At 67.8% G+C, this 20,333-nt stretch carries 17 protein-coding genes; 9 read left to right on the top strand and 8 right to left on the bottom strand.

The window, feature by feature from the left end:
• Positions 1-20 precede the first annotated feature (20 nt).
• The 6 genes from AC06FB_RS09095 to AC06FB_RS09070 form a co-directional block, all read right to left on the bottom strand.
• Positions 21-419 (bottom strand): hypothetical protein, encoded by a 399-nt coding sequence (locus tag AC06FB_RS09095; protein ID WP_053517252.1) that lies wholly within the window; start codon positions 417-419, stop codon positions 21-23.
• A 94-nt stretch (positions 420-513) separates the two neighbouring features.
• Positions 514-2,553, bottom strand: coding sequence for an FUSC family protein (locus AC06FB_RS09090; RefSeq protein ID WP_346480049.1), 2,040 nt, complete (start codon positions 2,551-2,553; stop codon positions 514-516).
• A gap of 3 nt (positions 2,554-2,556) precedes the next feature.
• Entirely contained in the window at positions 2,557-4,008 is a 1,452-nt protein-coding gene (locus tag AC06FB_RS09085) for an efflux transporter outer membrane subunit (protein WP_478053605.1), read from the bottom strand.
• A complete protein-coding gene (locus AC06FB_RS09080) occupies positions 4,005-4,922 on the bottom strand; it encodes an efflux RND transporter periplasmic adaptor subunit (RefSeq protein WP_478053604.1) in 918 nt (305 codons plus the stop codon). The genes AC06FB_RS09085 and AC06FB_RS09080 overlap by 4 nt, the downstream gene beginning before the upstream one ends.
• On the bottom strand, positions 4,919-5,128 hold the full coding sequence (locus AC06FB_RS09075) for a DUF1656 domain-containing protein (RefSeq protein ID WP_053517257.1): 210 nt from the start codon (positions 5,126-5,128) through the stop codon (positions 4,919-4,921). Before AC06FB_RS09075 ends, AC06FB_RS09080 begins: the two co-directional genes overlap by 4 nt.
• Before the next feature lie 105 nt (positions 5,129-5,233).
• Positions 5,234-5,689, bottom strand: a complete 456-nt coding sequence (locus AC06FB_RS09070; protein WP_065174050.1) for a MarR family winged helix-turn-helix transcriptional regulator — start codon at positions 5,687-5,689, stop codon at positions 5,234-5,236.
• A gap of 627 nt (positions 5,690-6,316) precedes the next feature.
• Between AC06FB_RS09070 and folE the strand changes: the two genes are divergently transcribed.
• From folE to AC06FB_RS09050, 4 genes are all read left to right on the top strand, one after another.
• Positions 6,317-6,928 (top strand): GTP cyclohydrolase I FolE, encoded by a 612-nt coding sequence (folE, locus tag AC06FB_RS09065; protein WP_004141296.1) that lies wholly within the window; start codon positions 6,317-6,319, stop codon positions 6,926-6,928.
• A gap of 112 nt (positions 6,929-7,040) precedes the next feature.
• The gene (locus AC06FB_RS09060; RefSeq protein ID WP_478053603.1) at positions 7,041-8,510 is read left to right on the top strand and encodes a DUF3375 domain-containing protein; all 1,470 of its coding nucleotides are present in this window, start codon (positions 7,041-7,043) and stop codon (positions 8,508-8,510) included.
• On the top strand, positions 8,497-9,198 hold the full coding sequence (locus AC06FB_RS09055) for a DUF4194 domain-containing protein (protein WP_053520047.1): 702 nt from the start codon (positions 8,497-8,499) through the stop codon (positions 9,196-9,198). Before AC06FB_RS09060 ends, AC06FB_RS09055 begins: the two co-directional genes overlap by 14 nt.
• 16 nt (positions 9,199-9,214) lie before the next feature.
• A complete protein-coding gene (locus AC06FB_RS09050) occupies positions 9,215-12,595 on the top strand; it encodes an ATP-binding protein (protein ID WP_065176260.1) in 3,381 nt (1,126 codons plus the stop codon).
• Between the two features lie 105 nt (positions 12,596-12,700).
• Here the strand turns inward: AC06FB_RS09050 and AC06FB_RS09045 are convergent, their stop codons facing one another.
• Positions 12,701-13,480, bottom strand: a complete 780-nt coding sequence (locus AC06FB_RS09045; RefSeq protein WP_128987800.1) for a sulfite exporter TauE/SafE family protein — start codon at positions 13,478-13,480, stop codon at positions 12,701-12,703.
• A gap of 81 nt (positions 13,481-13,561) precedes the next feature.
• Here AC06FB_RS09045 and AC06FB_RS09040 point away from each other — a divergent pair, with 81 nt between their 5' ends.
• The 5 genes from AC06FB_RS09040 (at position 13,562) to AC06FB_RS09020 (ending at position 19,086) form a co-directional block, all read left to right on the top strand.
• Positions 13,562-13,954: a YchJ family metal-binding protein gene (locus AC06FB_RS09040; RefSeq protein ID WP_065182154.1), complete on the top strand. Its 393-nt coding sequence runs from the start codon at positions 13,562-13,564 to the stop codon at positions 13,952-13,954.
• Between the two features lie 84 nt (positions 13,955-14,038).
• Positions 14,039-15,310 carry an ergothioneine biosynthesis protein EgtB gene (egtB, locus tag AC06FB_RS09035; protein WP_346480047.1) on the top strand — a complete coding sequence of 424 codons (1,272 nt, stop codon included), beginning with the start codon at positions 14,039-14,041 and terminating at the stop codon, positions 15,308-15,310.
• The gene (gene egtD, locus AC06FB_RS09030; RefSeq protein WP_053520052.1) at positions 15,307-16,281 is read left to right on the top strand and encodes an L-histidine N(alpha)-methyltransferase; all 975 of its coding nucleotides are present in this window, start codon (positions 15,307-15,309) and stop codon (positions 16,279-16,281) included. Before egtB ends, egtD begins: the two co-directional genes overlap by 4 nt.
• A gap of 85 nt (positions 16,282-16,366) precedes the next feature.
• Entirely contained in the window at positions 16,367-18,532 is a 2,166-nt protein-coding gene (locus AC06FB_RS09025) for a lytic murein transglycosylase (protein ID WP_081284397.1), read from the top strand.
• Entirely contained in the window at positions 18,529-19,086 is a 558-nt protein-coding gene (locus AC06FB_RS09020; protein ID WP_065176257.1) for a DUF2628 domain-containing protein, read from the top strand. Before AC06FB_RS09025 ends, AC06FB_RS09020 begins: the two co-directional genes overlap by 4 nt.
• On the opposite strand, the gene AC06FB_RS09015 is transcribed toward AC06FB_RS09020, so the two are convergent.
• Positions 19,083-20,273, bottom strand: a complete 1,191-nt coding sequence (locus AC06FB_RS09015) for a benzoate/H(+) symporter BenE family transporter (RefSeq protein WP_128987795.1) — start codon at positions 20,271-20,273, stop codon at positions 19,083-19,085. The two genes, AC06FB_RS09020 and AC06FB_RS09015, sit on opposite strands and share 4 nt — an antisense overlap.
• Positions 20,274-20,333: the final 60 nt, after the last annotated feature.

Here is a 20,333-nt window from a genome sequence, read left to right as displayed (position 1 = left end):
GAACGGGATCCGACCCGGCGTCATTCCGCGATCAGCACCAGGCCATCGGGGAACACGATGGCCGCTTCATCCGCGCTGACATCAAAGAAGCCCACCCCGTGCTCCTCCGCAAGGTCCTGTACCCGGCCGTGCGCACGCTCGGCCACGGAGTAGGCAAACGCACCGTAGATGACGTGCCGGCCGATGCTGTAGTCGGTGACCTCGGCGCGATCGTCCTCATCGTTGCTCAGCGGACCATTCAAGGGCGGGAACTCCTGTGCCATCGCGGCGAACCAACCCTGCAACGCCGGACTGCTGACCACCGGATCGTCGTACTCGTGGTTCTCGCCCCAGGCGGTCTGCTTCTCGAACCAGGCGATGAACGCTGCCGCCTCACGCGGGGCGACGCTGGCCTCGAACACCATCATGTCGTAACTCATTGAACCGTCCTGTTGTCGGGGCGAAAGGCCGCCGGGCATCGCCCGGCGCTACGGGGTAGCGATGGTAGCGCCGGGCCATGCCCGGCGGATCGCGTTATAGCGACGGAGCGGCAGCATCCGCCAGCCCCGGCGCCAACGCTTTCGCCTCCGGGAACAGGGCGAAGCGCAGGCCCACCAGGCCCATCAACGCCTCGTCGCGTGCCTTGCAGGCCGCCACGCTGCCGACCCGCCCCAGCGACGCATCCAACCGCCCGCGCAGCGCCTGATCGGCGGTGATCGGCCGGCGTGCGGCGACTTGGCGCCGATAGTGCGCGGCAATCTCCTGCAGGATCTGCTCAACGGCCTCGCGGCTGCGTTCGGGCAGTTCCAGTCGGGCACGCCGCAGCTGCAGGATGTTCAGGCCGATGCGGGCTTCATTGAGCATGTCCACCGACGCGATGTCGCTGCCCTCCGGTGTCGCCGCCAGCCGGGGGGCCAGCAGCCCGAGCAGGTCGAGCATGCGCGTGGCGAAGCGCTGCCGGTCCTGCTGTCCGCGGCCTTCGGCCGCTTCCGCCAGGGTGGTCCAGCCTTGCCGGACCAGCCGCCGCGCGGTCCATTCGGCACCTACCGAGCGGAACAGGCGGGTCATCACCACCGCGAAGCCGATGCCGATGAACATCGCCACTGACGAGTTCACGAACGTCTGGATGTTGGCGCTGTAGGTGTTCTGCAGGCTGAGCAGCGCGGCCAGATTGACCGTCAGCGGCAGCGCAAACAACGCACTCTTGGGGTGGTGCAGCAGCAGGCCCAGCGGCAGGAACGCCACCGCCAGCACCAGTGCCAGCAGTCCGAAGTCGTGAACGGCGGGGAATACACCGAACAGGTACACGCCTGCGACCAGCGAAGCCACCATCGCCCACACCAGGAACGAGACCATGCTCGGTGCCGGATCATCCTGTGCCGCGAAGAAGGCCGCCGTCACCGCAGCCATCATCGCGCCGTTGCCACCGCCTTCCCAGCCCAGCGCGATCCACAGCACGCAATAGCCCATCAGCGCCACGCCGGCGCTGAGCGCCGAGAACAGCGCCATGCCGTAGTCGACGTGCCTGTCGGCGGCGACCCGGTCGGTGCGGATGCGATAGTGCGCGCGGTCCAGCGGCGCGTTGCCGTGGTCGATCGCCTGCTGCAGCGTGCGGCAGTCCTGCCACAGGTCCACCAGCTCTTCCAGCCGCAGCAGCAGGCTGGCCAGCTGCAGGTGCTGCAGGTCGCGGTCCACCTGCGGCTTCACTGCGCTGATGCGCGCACGCAGGCGGGCGTAATCACTGGCACTGGCCGGTTGCTGCAGCCATTCGTGAATGTCGTCGATCACTGCCGACAGCCCATCGGGCAGCGACTGGCCATTGCTTCGCAGCGCACTCAGGCGATCGGCAATGGAGGAAAGCACCGGCAACAGCAACAGCATGCGCTCGCGCAGCCGCTCCATGGAGACCGCCGCGCCGGTGTGGCGCGGATCATCGCGGCGCAGGAACTCGATCAATGCCTCGAACTGCACCAGATCGGCGGCCAGGCGGTTGCGCGGTGCATGCGCGCGGCCTCGCTCCAGGATCTGCCGGCACCACTGCGCCGCATCCTCCATCCAGGTGCCGATGCGTGCGCGCAGCATCGGCCGCACCGAAGCCGGGAACAGCAGCGAGGCGAACAGCACCGCCACCACCGTGCCGAGGATGATCTCCTCGCTGCGTGCCACGACCGTGTCGAAGATCGTCTCCGGCGAGGTCACGGCGGGGAAGCCGATGAAGGCGGTCGTATAGCCGGCGAGCAGGAAGGCATAGCCGCGCGGGCCGCGGTTGAGCAGGGCCAGGAACAGGCAGCCGGCCAGCCAGAACGACATCGCCGCGCTCAGCAGCAGTGGGGTTTCCACCAGCGCGGGCAGCACCAGCAGTGTGGCCAGGCCGGCCACCAGGGTGCCGACGATGCGGTATACGCCCTTGGCGCGGGTTGGTCCCAGCAGCGGCTGGCTGACGATGTAGACCGTACCCATCGCCCAGTACGGGCGCGACAGGTTGCCGGCCATGGCGATGTACAGGGCGGCGATCGCGGCCAGGTAGGTCTTGATCGAGAACAGCCACGCCTGGCGATCGGTCACGGCGTTCATCACTTAGTTCGCCGTGGCCCGTGGAGCGGCCGTCGCCTGCCAGCCACCGCCGAGCACCAGGAACAGGTGAATCTGATCGCGCGAGACCTGTGCTTCGGCCGCGGCCAGTGTGGCATCGCTGGTGGCCAGGCTGCGGTCGGCGTCCAGGCTGGCCAGGTACGGTGTCCGCCCACCCTGGTAAAGCCGGCGGTTCTGCTCGGCTGCCAGCGCGGCCTGTTCCTGGGCGATGCGCAGCGACTGCAGGCGGCGCAGGTCCTGTGCGTAGCGGTCCAGAGCGGTCTGCGTCTCACGCAGTGCCTGCAGCACGGTGTGGTCGAACTCGGCCAGCGCCGCATCGGCGCCCGCTTCGGCAGCGTGGATGCGTGCATGACTGCCCGATGACGGCAGCGTCCAGGAGATCAGCGGCCCGATCGACCACTGCTGGGTCATGGGCTGGCCGAAATCTTCCAGCAGGCCGGCGGCGCCGATCGAAGCCCCCAGACGGATGTCCGGATAGAGTTCGGCAGTAGCCACGCCAATGCGCGCGGTGGCCGCGGCCAGCCTGCGTTCGGCCTGGCGCACATCCGGACGACGCTGCAGCAGCGCACGGCCATCTCCGACCGGCAGCGGTTGCGTCAGCGACGGTGCCTGTGCGCAGTCGATCACTCCGCCCGGCAACTGGCCGGGGGTCTGGCCGAGCAGGGCGGCCAGGGAGTACGCCGCCGCCGAGCGCTGCGCGCGCAACGGCGGCAACGCGGCCTCCAGCAGGGCGACCTGGGCATTGGCACGGGCCAGTTCCGGCGGCGTGCCGCGGCCGGCCGCGATCAACCGCTCGGTCACCGAGCGGCCGCGCTGCTGCAGCTGCAGCGAATGCTCGGCCACATGCAGTTCGTGGTTGGCGTGGCAGATCTCCAGATAGCTGTCGGCCACCTGCGCGACCACGCTGACCTGGGCCAGGTCGCGCGCCGCTGCGACCGCCTGCTCGTCGGCCCGCGCCGCTTCCGCACCGCGCTTGAGCTTGCCGAACAGATCGAACTGATAGCTGACCGCGAACTTGCCATCGGCCAGGTTGATCACCGGCAGTTCGTGTTCCTGCAGGAACGATTCGGCCGACAACTGCGCGCGGCTGACGCCGGCCTCGGCCTCGTACTCGAAGCCACCGGCGTCCAGTGCCTGTTCGTACACGGCCGCCGCGCGGCGCAGGTGGGCATCAGCGGCTTTCAACTCAACGTTGTCGCGCAGCGCCTGGCTGATCAGGCCGTCCAGCACCGGATCGTCGTACAGCGACCACCAGCGCGCCGGCAGCGGCTGGTTGGCGGCGATCTGCGGGTTCTGCGTTTCGATGAACGCCGCATTCGCCTCCGGGCGCTTGAATGCCGAGCCTTCCGGTAGTGCATAGTCGGGACCAACGGTCCTGCACGCGGCCAGGCTGGCCAGTGCGACGATCAGGCCGAGGCGGGACAGTGCGGTATTCACAGGCGGCCCCGCGTCGGCGTGGGGCCGGCCTTGCTGTCATCCGCGCGGCGGCCGGTATCCACCGTCACGGTGGCGGTGCGGCCGGCGATCAACTCAACACCCGCGGGAAGATCATCGATGGCAATCCGCACGGGAATGCGCTGCGCCAGCCGCACCCAGTCGAATGCGGGTGTGACGTTCGGCAACAGGCTGCTGCCGTTGCTGCGGTAGCGGTCCTCGATGCCGGCGGCGATGCTCTCCACATGTCCCTGCAATGGCCTGGATTCACCCATCAGGCGGATGTCCACGCGCTGCCCGGGCACCACACCCTGCAGGCGGGTCTCCTCGAAATAGCCATCGATGCGGAATGAGCCGGTATCCAGCAACGCCAGTACCGGTTTGCCGGCCACCACGTAGTCTCCGACGCGCAGCGTACGGTCGTTGACCCGGCCGTCTGCCGGTGCGCGCACTTCGGTGCGGCCCAGATTGAGTTCGGCCAGATCGACTGCGGCCTGTGCCGTGGCCAGCGCGGCCTGTGCGGCCTGCAGCTTGGCCCGGCGCACTTCGGCGTCCTCGGCAGCGACGAGGTCCTGCAGGCTGCGATCACGACCGATCTCGCGCTTCAGCTGGGCCACCGACGCCTGGCGCTCGGCCAGGCTGGCCTGTGCCTGCTCCAGTGCGATGCGGTAGCGCGCACGGTCGACCACGAACAGCAGGTCGCCCTTCTTCACCGCCTGGTTGTCGGCGACGTTCACCGTCTCCACCAGGCCGGACACATCCGGCGCCATCTGCACCACGTCCGCGCCGACATGGGCGTCACGGGTCCAGGGCTCGTCCATGTAATAGACCCACAGCTGGCGCAGCACCAGCAGCGCGACGATCAGGGCGGCACCGGTGAGCAGCACCGGCAGGGACTTCTTCACGATCTTGTTCACGATTGCATCCAGCGCAGAAGGTGGAAAAGCAGGCCCAGCACGATCCCGTACAGCGCCAGGTTGAACAGCGCCGGGTGCCAGACATGGCGGTAGGCACCGGCGCGTTGCAGCAGCGCGTGCAGACCGCTGTTGAGCAGATAGGCCAGCAGCATCAACCCGAGCAGGGTCGGGACGAACACTCCGTGGAGACTGAATTCACCAGGCATCGGTAGGGCAGGGCAGATGGGGGAGGGGAGGAACAACGGCACAACAACAACGGGTGACTGCCGCTGGCGTGGCAACGGCAGCGGCGGCATCCGGGGACATCGGTCTCACGTGATGCGGTCGGCGGCCTCGGCCAGCAGGCGCCATGCCTTCAGCACGGCGTGCAGTTCATCCATGGAAAGCGCGCCGAACACGTCCTGACGCAGGTCGATCAACTGATCTTCAAGTTCCTGCACCAGCGCCTGGCCGGCCTCGGTCAGCCACAGCAGGTTGGCGCGACGGTCGCTTGCATCACTTTCACGGCGGACCAGGTCGCTGGCACAGAGCTTGTCCAGCAGGCGTACCAGCGAAGGCCCCTCCATGCCCAGCTGCTGGGCCAGGGCGACCTGGCGGATGCCGCCGCCGGAGCGGCCGATCATCAGCAGGGGCATGGTGCAGGCGGTGGAGATCCCGTAGCTGCCCAGCCGGCTGTCGGCCAAGCGCTGCCACTGCCGCCCTGCATACAGCAGGCCGGAGCTGAGCTGCATCTGCAGCACGGTGCGCTCGTCGAGGGGGCGGTCCATAGATAGATAGGATACTACTAATTTCATTCCTATCAATAGGTTTGCTGAATGGGCGCCCCATTGCGGTAGCGCCGGGCCGTGCCCGGCGAGCGGCATGGGGCCCGTCCACAGAGCCCGCCGGGCATGGCCCGGCGCTACCGCAGCACGTTCCGGAGCCATGAGCCTCGGCCCTCGACCCCGACTGCCGGGGCGCGATGAACCATCCCCACGGGACGACCCACCCCCGGTCCTCCGCCACCCGCCCCACATCCCGCGAACGCGGTGGGTGGGCTCCTTAAAGGCAAGAGCAGAAGCAGTGCGGACCAACGGTCCGCACCCACCAGGGCAGCGGCGCGCCGCTCCCGAAGCCATGAACCCCCGCTTTTGACCCCGCTTTCGGGGGCCGACCGCGCCAGCAGGACATTGTCGGAGAGGGGAGGGGCAGGCCGGGCAGGACCGTCCACGGCATGGATGCCGTGGCCGAGCCTACAGGGACGTACTTGCGGCGTGTCCTGCCCGGCCTGCCCCTTCCCCCTCTCGCTCAGCAGCCACGAGGCGCCGGAAGAACCCCCGATGAACCATCCCCACAGGACGACCCACCCCCCGGTCAGGTACGATGCTCGCCCCCCGTTCGGGACGCTGTACGCAATGAGCAAGAACAACGAAAAGGCCGCCCCGCAGGGCGACGTGACCCAGGACCAGGCCGAGGATGCCGTGCGCACCCTGCTGCGCTGGGCCGGAGAGGACCCGTCCCGCGAAGGCCTTCTGGACACCCCCCGCCGCGTCGCCGAAGCCTACGGCGACTGGTTCAGCGGTTACCGCGATGACCCGCGCGCCTACATGGAGCGGACCTTCGAGGAAGTCGCCGGTTACGACGAACTGATCGTCCTGCGTGACATCGAGTACGAAAGCCACTGCGAGCACCACATGGCGCCGATCATCGGCCGCGTGCATGTCGGCTACCTGCCGGCCGGCAAGGTGGTGGGCATCAGCAAGCTGGCGCGCGTCGTCGAGGCCTATGCCCGCCGTTTCCAGGTGCAGGAAAAGATGACGGCGCAGATCGCCCAGTGCATCCAGGATGTGCTGCAGCCGATCGGCGTCGGCGTGGTCGTCGAAGGGGCCCACGAGTGCATGACCACCCGCGGCATCCACAAGCGTGGCGTCAGCATGGTCACCTCCAAGATGCTCGGCAGCTTCCGCGACGATGCGCGTACCCGCGCCGAGTTCCTGCGCTTCATCGAAGTGGGCGGCAAGCGCTGAGCCGCTTCTCCCCGCACCGCCGGCCCATGGTGGCCGGCCTGCCCACGGCTGTCCCCGCGACGGCCGTGCGTGGCTGCCCGCAGCCGCCTGTCTTTCCCGATCCCCTCGCTGCATGAAGCATCGCGAACGCATCTCCCGCTACCGTCACCTGCGCGAACAGCCCCAATGGAAGCTGCTTGCCGCCGACCACGCGCCCGAAATCATTGGTCTGCTGCAGAGCCTGCTGATGGACGGCGAACGCACCTTGCCGTCCTCGGTGCTCAACGAGCGCCTGCAGCGCGCGCTGGACCAGCTCAATGGCGACGAACTGGCCCGTGACCTGCCGCGCACGGCGCAGGCCTACATCGCACACTGGCTGTCCCAGGGCTGGCTGGAGCGGCGGTTGCCCGAGGGTGCCGACCAGGAGCAGTACGAACTGTCGACCCAGGCCCTGCAGGCGATCCGCTTCGCCGACAGCCTCGAGCAGGCGCGCGTGGCTGCCACCGAGAGCCGCCTGGCACTGGTCATCGAACAGCTCTCGCAGCTGGCTGCACAGACCGAATCCGACCCCGACGCACGCCTGTCTGCGCTGCGCGACGAGCGCGACCGCATTGACGCCGAGATCGCGCGGGTCAGCGCCGGTCGTGTGGTTGCCCTGGACGGCAAGCGTGCACTGGAGCGCGCCCGCCAGATCATCGGTCTCGCCGACGAGCTGACCGAAGACTTCCGCCGGGTGCGTGACGGCTTCGAGCAGCTCAACCGCGAGTTCCGCGAGCGCATCATCGACGACGAAGGCGAACGTGGCGATGTGCTGTCGCAGCTGTTCGAGGGTGTGGACGTGATCGGCGAAAGCGATGCCGGCCGCAGCTTCCAGGCATTCTGGCGCCTGCTCAATGATGCCGAGCAGAGTGCGCAGCTTGATGCCGCGCTGGAAGCCGTGCTGGCACGGGGCTTTGCACGCCGCCTGGATCGCAACGAGCGCAACTTCCTGCGCAGCTTCACCAGCACCATGCTTGAACGCGGCGGCCAGGTACACGATGTCCTGCAGAATTTCGCGCGCAGCCTGCGCGGCTTCGTGCAGAGCCGCGGTTATCTTGAACAGCGTCGCCTCAATCAGCTGCTCAAGCAGGCCCAGTCCGAAGCGCTGGCTCTGCGCGACGAGTTCCCGGCCCAGCGCACGATTGGCCGTGACCTGCAGTTGACGACCAGCCGGCTGCGCTCGTGGTCGCAGTGGAAGCTGCACGACCCCCGCAGCGCCCAGGTCGATGGCAATGTCGAGTACAACGACGCGGCCAGCATCAGCCTGGAGAGCGTCGGTGATCTGGTGGCCTCGTCCGAAATCGATTTCCGCACCCTGCGCCGCGACCTGCACGACCTGCTCGATGCGCAGCCGCGGCTCAGCATCGCCCAGGCGCTGTCGCAGCGCGAAGCGCCGCAGGGCCTGGGCAGCGTCATCGGCTACCTGTCGCTGGGCACGCGCTTCGGCAGCGTGGTCACTGGCGAACAGGAGCTCGCCGAATGGCGTGGCGGCGACGGCCAACTGCGCCGCGCACGCATCCCGCTGGTTTGGTTCACCCAGGAGAGACGCCATGAGCTGGCATGAAGACCCCATCGAAGCACCGTCTGCCGACCAGGCCGAGGACGCCTACGAGGCCGAGCCGGCGATGCTCGAAGCGCAGCCACGGCGCGGCAACAGCGTGTACTACCTGGGTGATACCGGCCGCCTGCCGCTGGATGCCCGGCGCGCGCTGTGCCAGCTGCTGATCGGTCCCAGCATCGACCAGCTGCGCCACGCCAAGCTGTGGCCGGCACTGGTGCGCAGCGAGGCGGGCATCCGTTCAGCGCTGTCCGACCTGTTCCTGGAACTGGTGCTCGACCGCGAAAGCGGTGTGGCATTCACCCGCCAGGCCGACACCGAAGACGTCGATGCACCGGTACTGCTGCGGACCTCGCCGCTGACCTTCATCGACTCGGTGCTGTTGTTGTTCCTGCGCCAGCAGCTGGCTGAGGCCGACGCGCGCGGCAACCGCGCGGTGGTCGCCGACGCCGAGATGGCCGAAGCGCTGGCCATCTACGAGAAGAACCTGTCCACCGACCGCGCCGGCTTCAACCGCCGCGTTGCATCGGCCGTGCAGAAGATGAAGGACAACCACATCCTGACCCGCCTGAGCGGCCAGGACGACCGCCACGAAGTCTCGCCGGCGCTGAAGCTGCTGTTCTCCGCCGAAGACGTGTCCCAGCTTTCGGCGGTGTACCGCCAGCTGCGCGAAACCCCGGCCGCCGAAGCCTGAGAGACCCGAACACCGCATGGCCATTTCCAAGCACACCCCCGCCCTGTTCAATGAAGGCCTGCCGGACCCGCGCCTGCAGCAGTTCCGCATGCGCCGCCTGCAGGTGCACAACTGGGGCACCTTCAACGGCCTGACCGAAGTACCGATCGCCGAGCGTGGCTTCCTGTTCGTCGGCCGTTCCGGCTCGGGCAAGTCGACCCTGCTCGATGCCATGTCCGCGCTGCTGACGCCGCCGGCCATCGTCGACTTCAACGCGGCCGCACGCGAAGCCGAGCGCAGTGGCCGCGACCGCAACCTGGTGTCCTACGTGCGCGGCGCGTGGGCCGACCAGCAGGACAGTGGCACCGGCGAGATTGCCACGCAGTACCTGCGCAAGGGTGCGACCTGGACCGCACTGGTGCTGGAGTACCGCGCCGGCGACGGCCGCGTGGTCAGCCTGGTGCGCCTGTTGTGGATCTCCGGCAACGGCACCTCGGCCGGCGACGTGCGCAAGCACTACATGATCGCCGAGCGTCCGTTCGACATCGCCAAGGATCTGGGCGGCTTCGATCTGGACCTGCGCAAGCTCAAGCAGAAGCTGGCCGACGTCCACCACTTCGACACCTTCTCCGGCTATGCCGAGCGCTTCCGCGACCTGCTCGGCATCGACAACGAGATGGCGCTGCGCCTGCTGCACAAGACGCAATCAGCGAAGAACCTGGGTGATCTCAACGTCTTCCTGCGCGACTTCATGCTCGACACGCCGAAGACGTTCGACGCCGCCGAGCGCCTGGTGAGTGATTTCGCCGAGCTTGACGGGGCCCATCAGGCGGTGGTCACCGCCCGTCGCCAGGTGGAGACGCTGTTGCCGGCGCGCGCCTATTACGCCGATTTGAAGGAAATGCACCGGCAGCGCGGTGACGACGAGGCGCTCAAGCTGGGCGTCGACAGTTTCCGCGAGAGCCGCCGTCAGGCGCTGATCGAAGCGCGCCTGCGCGAGATGGACGTGCGTGACCGTGGCCTGCTGGGGGAAGAGGCGCAGCGCCGCGCTGCGCTGGACAACCACAGCGAACGCCTGGCCGAGCTGGAACTGCAGCGGCGTCAGCAGGGCGGCGAGCGCATCGAAGAGCTGGAGCGTGAGCAGGGCCGCGCCGAAGCCGAGCGCGATCGCCGCAAGGCCAAGCGCGACCAGGCGCAGGAAGCCGCACGGAAACTGCAGGCCGAACTGCCCGACGATGCCCATGGCTTCGCCGAACTGGTCGAGCGTGCGCAGAACGAACTGCAGGATCGCCAGCGCGCTTCGGCCTCGCTGGACGATGCCATCAGCGAGCGCCTCGGTGGCAAGCGCGATGACGAGCGTCGCTTCGCTGAAGTACGCCTCGAACTTGACGCGATGCAGCGCACGCCCTCCAACATTCCGGCGCCGATGCAGAAGCTGCGTGCACGGTTGGCGGAAGAGACCGGCATTTCCGAGGTGGCGTTGCCGTTCGTCGGCGAGCTGATCCAGGTCCGCTCCGAAGAACAGGGCTGGCAGGGTGCGATCGAACGCGTGCTGGGTGGCTTCGCGCTGTCGCTGCTGGTTGACGACAAGCACTACAACGCGGTTGCCGACTGGGTGAACCGCACCCACCTCGGCATGCGCTTCACCTACTACCGCGTGCGCCGCAACGACGAGGCGTTCGCCCGCGAACCATCGGCGAAGTCGCTGCTGCACAAGCTGGAGCTGCGCGACCACGTGTTCGAGAGCTGGCTGCGGCGTGAGCTGGGCAAGCGATTCGACTACGAGTGCGTGGACGCCAGACAGCTGCGCAACGTCGACCGCGGCATCACCCGCGAAGGCCAGGTCAAGCATCCGGGCGATCGCTTCGAGAAGGACGACCGCAGTGCCGTGGGCGACCGCCGTCGCTGGATTCTCGGTTTCAACAATCACGACAAGGTCGGTGCGTTCGAACGTGAGGCGCAGGAACTGGCCAAGCGCATCGCCAGCTGCGAGACCGATATCGCGAGCCTGCGTGGCCAGCGCGATCGTGACAACGAGCGCCGCCTGGCCTGCCACGAGCTCGCGGGTATCCAATGGAACGAGATCGACGTCGCCGCGCCCCAGCAGCGCCTGACCGACATCGAAGCCAGCCTGCGCGACCTGCGCGAAGGGAATGCCGACCTGGCCAGGCTGGCACAGCAGATCGACGCCGTGCGCGCCGACATCGAGCAGGCCCGCCGCACCTATGAGGATGTCCGCGTCGAGCGCGGCCAGCTGGTCCGGGAACGTGACCGCCTCGACCGCGCGCGCCAGCAGAGCCGCGCGCTGGTTCTGCCAACGCTGGCCGAAGCGCAGGAGAGCGGCCTGGCAGAGCGGTTGCAGCAACAGGGCCCGCTCAGCCTGGAAACGCTGGAAGCGCACATGCGCCAGGTCAGCAACGCGCTGAACGAACAGTTGTCGTCCTCGCAGCAGGACCTCAACCGTATCGAAAACCAGCTGGTCGGCTGCTTCCGCCGCTTCATCCAGCAGTGGCCGGAAGAATCCGGCGACTTCACCGCATCGGTGGCGTCGGCCGAGGACTTCCTCGCCCGCCTCGACCGTCTCGAACGCGATGGCCTGCCGCAGCATGAGGAACGCTTCTTCGATCTGCTGCAGAACCAGAGCAAGAACAACCTGCTGGCCCTGCAGCGCCACAGCGCCGAGGCTCGCAAGTCGATTGGCCAGCGCCTGGACGAAGTCAACGCCAGCCTGGAGCAGGTGCCGTTCAACCGGGGCACCCTGCTGACCATCGAATTGAGCGACCGCCGGCTGCCGGAAGTGCTGGAGTTCCAGCTGCAGCTGCGCGAAGTGCTGTCGCAGCAGCAGACCGAGCAGCGTGAACTGGCGGAGTCACAGTTCACCGTGCTGCGCCAGCTGGTCAACCGCCTGGGTTCGCAGGAAGGTGAGGACAAGCGCTGGCGCGAGCTGGTCCTGGACGTGCGCATGCACGTGGAGTTCATCGGCGTCGAACTCGATGCGGAAACGCGCCAGCAGGTCGAGATCTACCGCAGCGGCGCCGGCAAGTCCGGTGGCCAGCGGCAGAAGCTCGCCACCACCTGCCTGGCCGCAGCGCTGCGTTACCAGCTCGGCGGCGCTGACAGCCAGCTGCCCAGTTACGCGGCGGTCGTGCTCGACGAGGCCTTCGACAAGGCCGACAACGAGTTCACCGCGCTGGCGATGAACATCTTCGACAACTTCGGTTTCCAGATGGTGGTCGCCACGCCGCTGAAGTCGGTGATGACCCTGGAGCCCTTCATCGGTGGTGCCTGCTTCGTCGAGATCAGTGGCCGCCACGATTCGGGCGTGCTGCTGATCGAGTACGACGAAGAAGGAAGGCGCCTGAAGCTGCCCGAGCGCAGCCGCCAGCAGGCCAATGAACCGGAGGAAGCCGAAGCCTGACCGCCTCGGGCAATCCACCTGTAGAGCCGAGCCATGCTCGGCTGCTCTTCGCGACCTGAAACAACGTGCCAACCAAGGTTGGTACCTACCATTTCATAACGTCCCTCACGAACCGCCGAACGTATCCCAGCCCATCCGCGCGATCAGCACTACCACCAGGCCCACGAACAGTTTGCGGATGAACGGCGTGCCGCCTTTCAGTGCCAGCCGCGTGCCGACCACCGAACCGATGATGTTGGCCGTGGCCATCGGCAGTGCGAACAACCACAGGATGTTGCCGGTCGGCACGAAGAACGAGATCGCCGCCATGTTCGTCGCCAGGTTCACGACCTTCGATGCGGCCGACGCACGCAGGAAGTCCAGGCCGAAGAAGCGCACGAACAGGAAGATCAGGAAGCTGCCGGTGCCTGGCCCGAAGAATCCATCGTAGAAGCCGATCGCAGCGCCGATCACCAGCGCGATGGTCAGTTCGCGCCGGCCGATCTCCTGCGGCCGGTGCAGCGCGCCGAAATCCTTCTTCCACAGGGTGTAGGCCAGCATCGCCACCAGCAGCACCAGCACCAGCGGCCGCACGGCATCCTTGGGCAGCAGGCTCACCGCCGTAGCCCCGGCGAACGAGAACACGAATGCCGTGCCCGCGGCGAACAGTACCGGCTTCCAGGGGAACCGCACGTTGCGTGCATAGCGCCACGCCGCCGCCGCCGTGCCGAACATCGAACTGAACTTGTTGGTACCGAACAGCATCGCCGGCGTCTGCTGGGGCAGCACGGTGAACAGGCCGGGCAGCTGTACCAGTCCCCCTCCACCCACGGCAGCATCGACAAGGCCGGCAATGAAGGCGATCACCACCAGCCACCACAACTCGGGGGGAACCAGTTCCAGCACGGGGATCATTCAATGTGGGGGCGCGACAGCATACGCCTATCGCCGATGGATGCCCGACGTGACTCGAGCGACAATACCCCCATGAGCCGAAACCCTGCCGATTCCTGCCCCTGTGGCCTCGCCACGGGCTACGCCGACTGCTGCGGCCGCTTCCATGCCGGCGAGCCCGCACCGGACGCCGAGCGCCTGATGCGCTCGCGCTACAGCGCGTACGTACGTGGTCTGGCCGACTACCTGCGGGCCACCTGGCATCCGGCCACCCGTCCCGCCGAACTGTCACTGGACGAGGCGCCCGGCCAGCGGACGCACTGGCTTGGCCTGACCGTCCACGAGCACCAGGTGAATGGGCCCGACCATGCCGAAGTGCGATTCACCGCCCGCTACCGGGTGGGCGGCGGCAGTGCGGTGAAAATGAACGAGCGCAGCCGGTTCGAGCGCATCGACGGACGCTGGTACTACCTCGACGCGATCTGAACCGGTTACGCGACGGCATCGATGTGAACGGCGCGATGTCACGCCATGACGTTGCGCTCACCCGCACCGCTGGATGCTGGCTGCATGGACAGCGCTACCGTCGCCGTCGCTGCTCCGCAGCGTGAACTCGCCCACCGCTATGCGCAGACGCGCGCCCGCAGCGTGCTGCTGGCCGAACCGCTCAGTGCCGAAGATGCCATGCTGCAGAGCATGGCGGACGCCAGCCCGAGCAAATGGCATCTGGCGCACACCACGTGGTTCTTCGACCGCTTCGTGCTGGCCGGTCTATCCGGCGCACCGGCACGTGACCCCGCGTGGGACTACCTGTTCAACAGCTACTACAAGAGCATTGGACCGGCGCATGCCAGGCCGCAGCGTGGCCTGCTCTCGCGCCCGTCGCTGCAGCAGGTACTCGATTACCGGCAGCAGGTCGATGCACACCTGCTGACGCGTCTCCGCGACGGCGATCTTGACGATGAAGCCCTGCAGCATCTCCAGCTGGGCCTGCAGCACGAGCAGCAGCACCAGGAGCTGCTGCTGACCGACATCAAGCACGCGCTCTGGTGCAATCCACTGCATCCGCCCTACCGCCAGGACCTGCGCGCCGCCGTCAGCGTAGCCAGTCCGCTGGGCTGGATCGAATCTCCCGAGCGCATCGTCACCGTCGGCGCACCGGCGTGGCCACAACACGCCGCCTTCGCCTACGACAACGAATCGCCACCGCATCGCGTGCTGTTGCCGGCCCACATGCTGGCTGATCGACCGGTCTGCAACGCGGAGTACCGGGACTTCGTCGAAGCCGGCGGTTACCGCGATCCGCGCTGGTGGCTCAGTGAGGGCTGGGCTCTGCGCGAAAGCGAGGACTGGCAGCATCCCCTCTATTGGGATGACGCCCTCCAGCGCGAATACACGCTCGGCGGCTGGCGTGACCTCGACGCGCATGCGCCGGTGTGCCATCTCAGCTACTACGAAGCCGATGCGTATGCCCGCTGGTCCGGTGCGCGCCTGCCCAGCGAATTCGAGTGGGAGGCCGCCGCGACGTCGCAGCCGGTCGCCGGCCATTTCGCCGAGGACGATCATCTGCATCCTGCTGCAGCACAGGGCAGGGGACTGCGGCAGCTGTTCGGCGACGTCTGGGAATGGACCGGCAGCGCCTATGGCGCGTACCCCGGTTTCCGTCCGTTCGCCGGCAACCTGGGTGAGTACAACGGCAAGTTCATGTGCGGGCAGTGGGTCCTGCGCGGCGGCAGCTGTGCCACCCCGCGCGGGCATGTGCGCGCCAGCTACCGCAACTTCTTCATGCCACCTGCGCGCTGGCAGTTCTCCGGCCTGCGCCTGGCGAGGGATCTGCCGTGAGCACCGTACAGGATGCGCTGCAGGCGCTGACCGATCTGACGCCCAGCCGCGAGCAGATCCTCGCCGACACACTGGCCGGACTGTCGCGCACTGCGCGCCAGCTGCCGTCGAAGTACTTCTATGATGCGCGCGGTTCACGCCTGTTCGAACAGATCACCCACACGCCGGAGTACTACCCCACGCGCACCGAGCTGGCCCTGTTGAATCGGGTACTGCCGGATATCGCACGCGTGGTGGGCCCGCGCCTGCACGTGGTCGAGCTGGGCAGCGGCAGTGGTCGCAAGACCGCGCTGTTGCTGGCCGCGCTACAGGATCCCGTGGCCTACACCCCCATCGAGATCTCCCGGGCGGCGCTGCTGTCGAGCATCGATCACCTCGCTCCCGCGCTTCCCGACGTGGAAATGCTGCCGGTCTGCGCTGACTTCACCCGTCCGGTGGACGTGCCCGCACCGGAGCGCGAGCCCGCGCGGCGCCTGCTGTTCTTCCCGGGGTCCACGCTCGGCAACTTTGCCGGCGAGGACGCCCTCGCCCTGCTGCGGGCCATGCGTCAGACCATGGGTGACCACGGCCTGGCCCTGATCGGCATCGACCTGCACAAGGACCCCGCGCTGATCGAAGCCGCCTACAACGACGCCGAAGGCATCACCGCGGCATTCACCCTCAACCTGCTCGTCCGCCTCAACCGTGAGGTGGGCAGCGACTTCGATCTGGACGGCTTCCGCCACCGTGCCCGTTACAGCACCGAACGTCTGCGTATCGAGACCGATCTGGTCAGCCAGCGGGCGCAGGACGTCCACCTCGATGGCCGCACCTTCCACTTCGAGGCCGGTGAGGCGATCCGCGTCGAGTACAGCCACAAGTACACCGATGACGGCTTTGATGCGCTGGTGCGGCAGGCCGGCCTGCAGGTTGCGCAGCGCTGGGACGCTGACAGTCCAGCTTACGGCCTGCGGCTGCTGCGTACGCTCTAGAGAGGCCAACGGCCGGCAACCGCTTCAGCATCGCCGGTCGCTCAGCCTCTAGTATGGTGTCAGCACCGGCAACACGGAGGACGCCATGCCCACCCTGACCGCACTCGGCCTGGCCGCGGCACTGGCCGCGCCGTCAACGGCGCCCGACCTGACCCCGCCCGATCCCGCGTTCACCCGGTGTTTGGCACAGCTGCAGGCAACGGCAGCTACCCAGGGCATTGCCGCAGACCGCTTCGGTGCGATCACCGCCGACCTGCGTCCTGATCCCAGCGTGCTCGGCTTGCTGGATGCGCAGCCCGAATTCTCCACCCCGATCTGGGACTACCTGGCTGCACTGGTGGACCGCCAGCGCGTCGACGATGGACGGGCCATGCTGCAGCAGCACCGCGACCTGCTTGATCGCATCGCCGCGCAGTATGGTGTCGATCCGGTCACCATCGTCGCCGTCTGGGGCGTGGAGAGCGACTATGGCCGCGTATTCGGCAAGCGTCCGCTGCTGCAGTCGCTGGCGACGCTGTCCTGCGCCGGCCGGCGGCAGGCGTTCTTCCGTGGCGAACTGCTGGCCCTGCTCACGCTGATCGATCGCGGTGATCTGCAGGCTCAAGGTCTGACCGGGTCCTGGGCCGGCGCGTTCGGCCATACGCAGTTCATGCCCAGCACCTACGCACGCATCGCCGTCGACGGCGATGGCGACGGTCGCCGTGACCTGGTGGGCAGCATTCCCGACGCACTGGCGTCTACCGCCAACTACCTCAAGCGCGCCGGCTGGCGCACGGGAGAACCGTGGGGCATGGAGGTGCGTGTTGCCGACGGCTTCAATTCCAGCCTGGCCGGCCGTACCCAACGCCGGTCACTGGCTGAATGGCGTACGCAGGGCGTGACAGCGCTGGACGGCAGCGCGCTGGCTCCGGCGGGTCTGGCTGCCGACGCGCGGGCGGCACTGCTGCTGCCCGCCGGCATCAAGGGGCCGGCCCTGCTGGTGTTCCGCAACTACGATGCGATCTACAGCTACAACGCCGCCGAAAGCTATGCGCTGGCGATCGCGACGCTGGCTGATCGCCTGCGCGGCGGCAGCGGCCTGGCCACCGCCTGGCCGACCGATGACCCCGGGCTGGGCCGTGATGAGCGCCGTCAGCTGCAGACCCTACTGCTGGCGCGGGGGCATGATATCGGTACCGCTGATGGCATGATCGGCACAGCCAGCCGCCGGGCGATCCAGGCCGAACAGCGCCGCCTGGGATGGAGCACGGCCGATGGACGAGCCGGCCAACGCATCCTGCGCGCGCTGCAGAGCGCGGCGCCGCCTGCGGTGGCCTCCACCCGCTTCACGCTTCCCAGCAACTACAGTGCCGTGCAGTCGCCGGCCATACGGAGTCGATCCAACGTGCAACAGATCCAGGGCGTACGCAGTGGCCAGTTCCAGGGGCTTGATGCCTGGCTGGTGGAAACCCCCCAGGCCACCGCAGCCATCAGTGTGTTCGGCGGCCAGCTGCTCTCCTTCGTACCCAAGGGGCAGCCCGATCTGCTGTGGCTTTCGCCACGCCGTGCCGCATTGCCGACCCCCATCCGCGGCGGCAGCCCGGTGTGCTGGCCGTATTTCGGGCGACAGGGGCAAGGCGACGATGTGCCCGCGCATGGTTTCGTGCGCACCCTGCCGTGGGAGCTGAAGAAGGCCCGCCGGCTGGACGACGGCAGCATCGAACTCGTATTGGCTCCCCCTGCATTGGACAACCTCGCTCTGCGCCTGGCCATGACCGTGCGCATCGGCCGTGAACTACGGCAGCAGCTGGTGACCGACAATCCTGGCACCGTGCCGGTGACGATCACCCAGGCGCTGCACAACTACTTCCGCGTGGGCGATGCCAGCAAGGTCGAAGTCGATGGCGTGGACGGGCTGGAGTATCTGGACAAGTTCGAGAACTATGCACAGGCGCGGCGCCAGCAGGGCCCGTGGTCCCTGCGCGATCCGCGCGACCCGGGCCGCAGTGACCGCATCTATACCGGGGCAGGTGGCCACTACGTCCTGCGCGATCCGGTGCTGAAGCGTCGCATCACGATCCGTACCGAAGGCAGCCGCTCGCTGGTGGCCTGGAATCCCGGCGCGGAAGCGGCAGCGAAGATGGCCGACGTGGGAGACGGCTGGCGCGATTACGTCTGTCTGGAAGCGGCCAATGCCGGGCCCGACGTGATCACCATCGCACCGGCCGGTCGCCACGTGCTGGTACAGACCTTGTCCAGCTCGCCACTGTGAGTGGACATCCCGCCACGGATGGCAATCCCTACGCTGCACCGGTTGCCGGCGATGCGCCGTCGAGCCTGGACGCCGCAATGGCGGTCTATGACCGTCATCCACGGCTCGCCCGCGTGGTGGCCGACAACTTCGCTGTCTATGCTGAGTTGTGGCGGCTGCGTCGGGATCCGCCGGGCTGGCCGCGTCCCTGGAACTGGGCCGCGTTCCTGTTCGATTTCAAGTGGCTGCTGTACCGGCGCATGTACGGCATGGCGGTGGCCTACGTCCTGATCAGCATGGTGGGGGGGGCCGCCATCGTGCTGGCCGGAATGGACGACGCGGCGATATGGGGGTTGACGTTGGCCTTGAAGATCGCAGTGTCACTGGCGGCCAATGCGCTGTATCTGCGCCGCTGCAGGGCGGTGATCGCCCGCGCCGAAGCCGCCGGCGCGGGTGACGGCGCACGCGTCGAGGCCTATATCGACCGGCGCAGCGGCGTCAGCCGGCTGGCCCTGGGCCTGGGCATCGCGTTCAGCGTCGCACTGCAGGCGTTGGACCTCTTCGGCGGCGCCTAGCTGCGGGGCTCACGTGGCCGCAGGACCAGCAGGCACAGCGCGCCAGCGACCAGCCCCCAGAAGGCGGAACCGATACCGGCCAGCGACATCCCCGACGCAGTGACCAGGAAGGTGACCAGTGCCGCCTCGCGGTCGCGCTCCACCGCCAGTGCGCTGGCGAGGCTGTTGCCGATGGTGCCGAACAGTGCGATGCCAGCCACGCAGGCCACCAGCTCCCGCGGGAACGCGGCGAACAGTGCGGCCACGGTGGCGCCGAACAGGCCGATGACGATGTAGAACACACCTGCCGCCATCGCCGCGGTGTAGCGCCGGGCAGGATCCTCATGGGCATCGCGGCCCATGCAGATGGCTGCGGTGATCGCGGCCAGGTTCAGCGCATAGGCACCGAAGGGGGCCAGTACCGTGTTGACCACGCCGATCCAGCCGATCAGCGGCGATACCGGGGCGTCGTAGCCGGAGGCGCGCATCACGGCGACGCCGGGAATGTTCTGCGAGGCCATGGTCACCACGAACAGGGGCAGGGCGATGCCTGCCACGGCAGTCCACGACAGGGAAGGTGTCACCCACTGCGGGACCGCCAGCTGCAACTGCAGCTGCTGCGCGTGCAGCAGACCGCGGCTGGCCGCGACCGCGATGCCAACCAGCAGGGTCGCGATCACGGCGTAGCGCGGGAACAGGCGCCGGCCAGCCAGCCAGGTCGCGAACATCGCCAGGGCAAGTACCCTCTGGCTGTCCATTGCGACGAACACATCCAGGCCGAAGCGCAACAGCACACCGGCCAGCATGCCCGCCGCCAGCGCCATCGGCACACGTTGCATGAGCCTGGCGAAGATGCCGGAGAAGCCGGCCAGCATTGCCAATGCCGCAGCAAGCAGGAACGCGCCTGTCGCCTCGGAGAGCGAAGCGCCGCCGGCGCCCACCACCAGCATCGCGGCGCCGGGCGTCGACCACGCGGTGACCACCGGCACCCGATAGCGAAGTGACAGCCCGATGCAGGTCACGCCCATGCCCAGTCCCAGCGCCCACATCCAGGATGCGATATGGGCCTGATCGGCACCGACCGCCTGCGCGGCCTGGAACACGATCACCGCCGAACTGGCGAAGCCCACCAGTACGGTGATGAAGCCGGCGACGATCGCCGGCATCGATAGATCCCGCCACCATCCGTGGCGCACCTGCGTACTCATTGCCTGCTCTCCCGTGTGCATCCCTGCATTGATAGCGCCTGCGGGGGGGGGGGGGGGGGG

The sequence above is a fragment of the Stenotrophomonas sp. Steno-C15 genome, from assembly GCF_056393265.1.
Note: the sequence above shows the minus strand (reverse complement) of the source record. Positions and strands in the feature narration are given on the sequence as shown.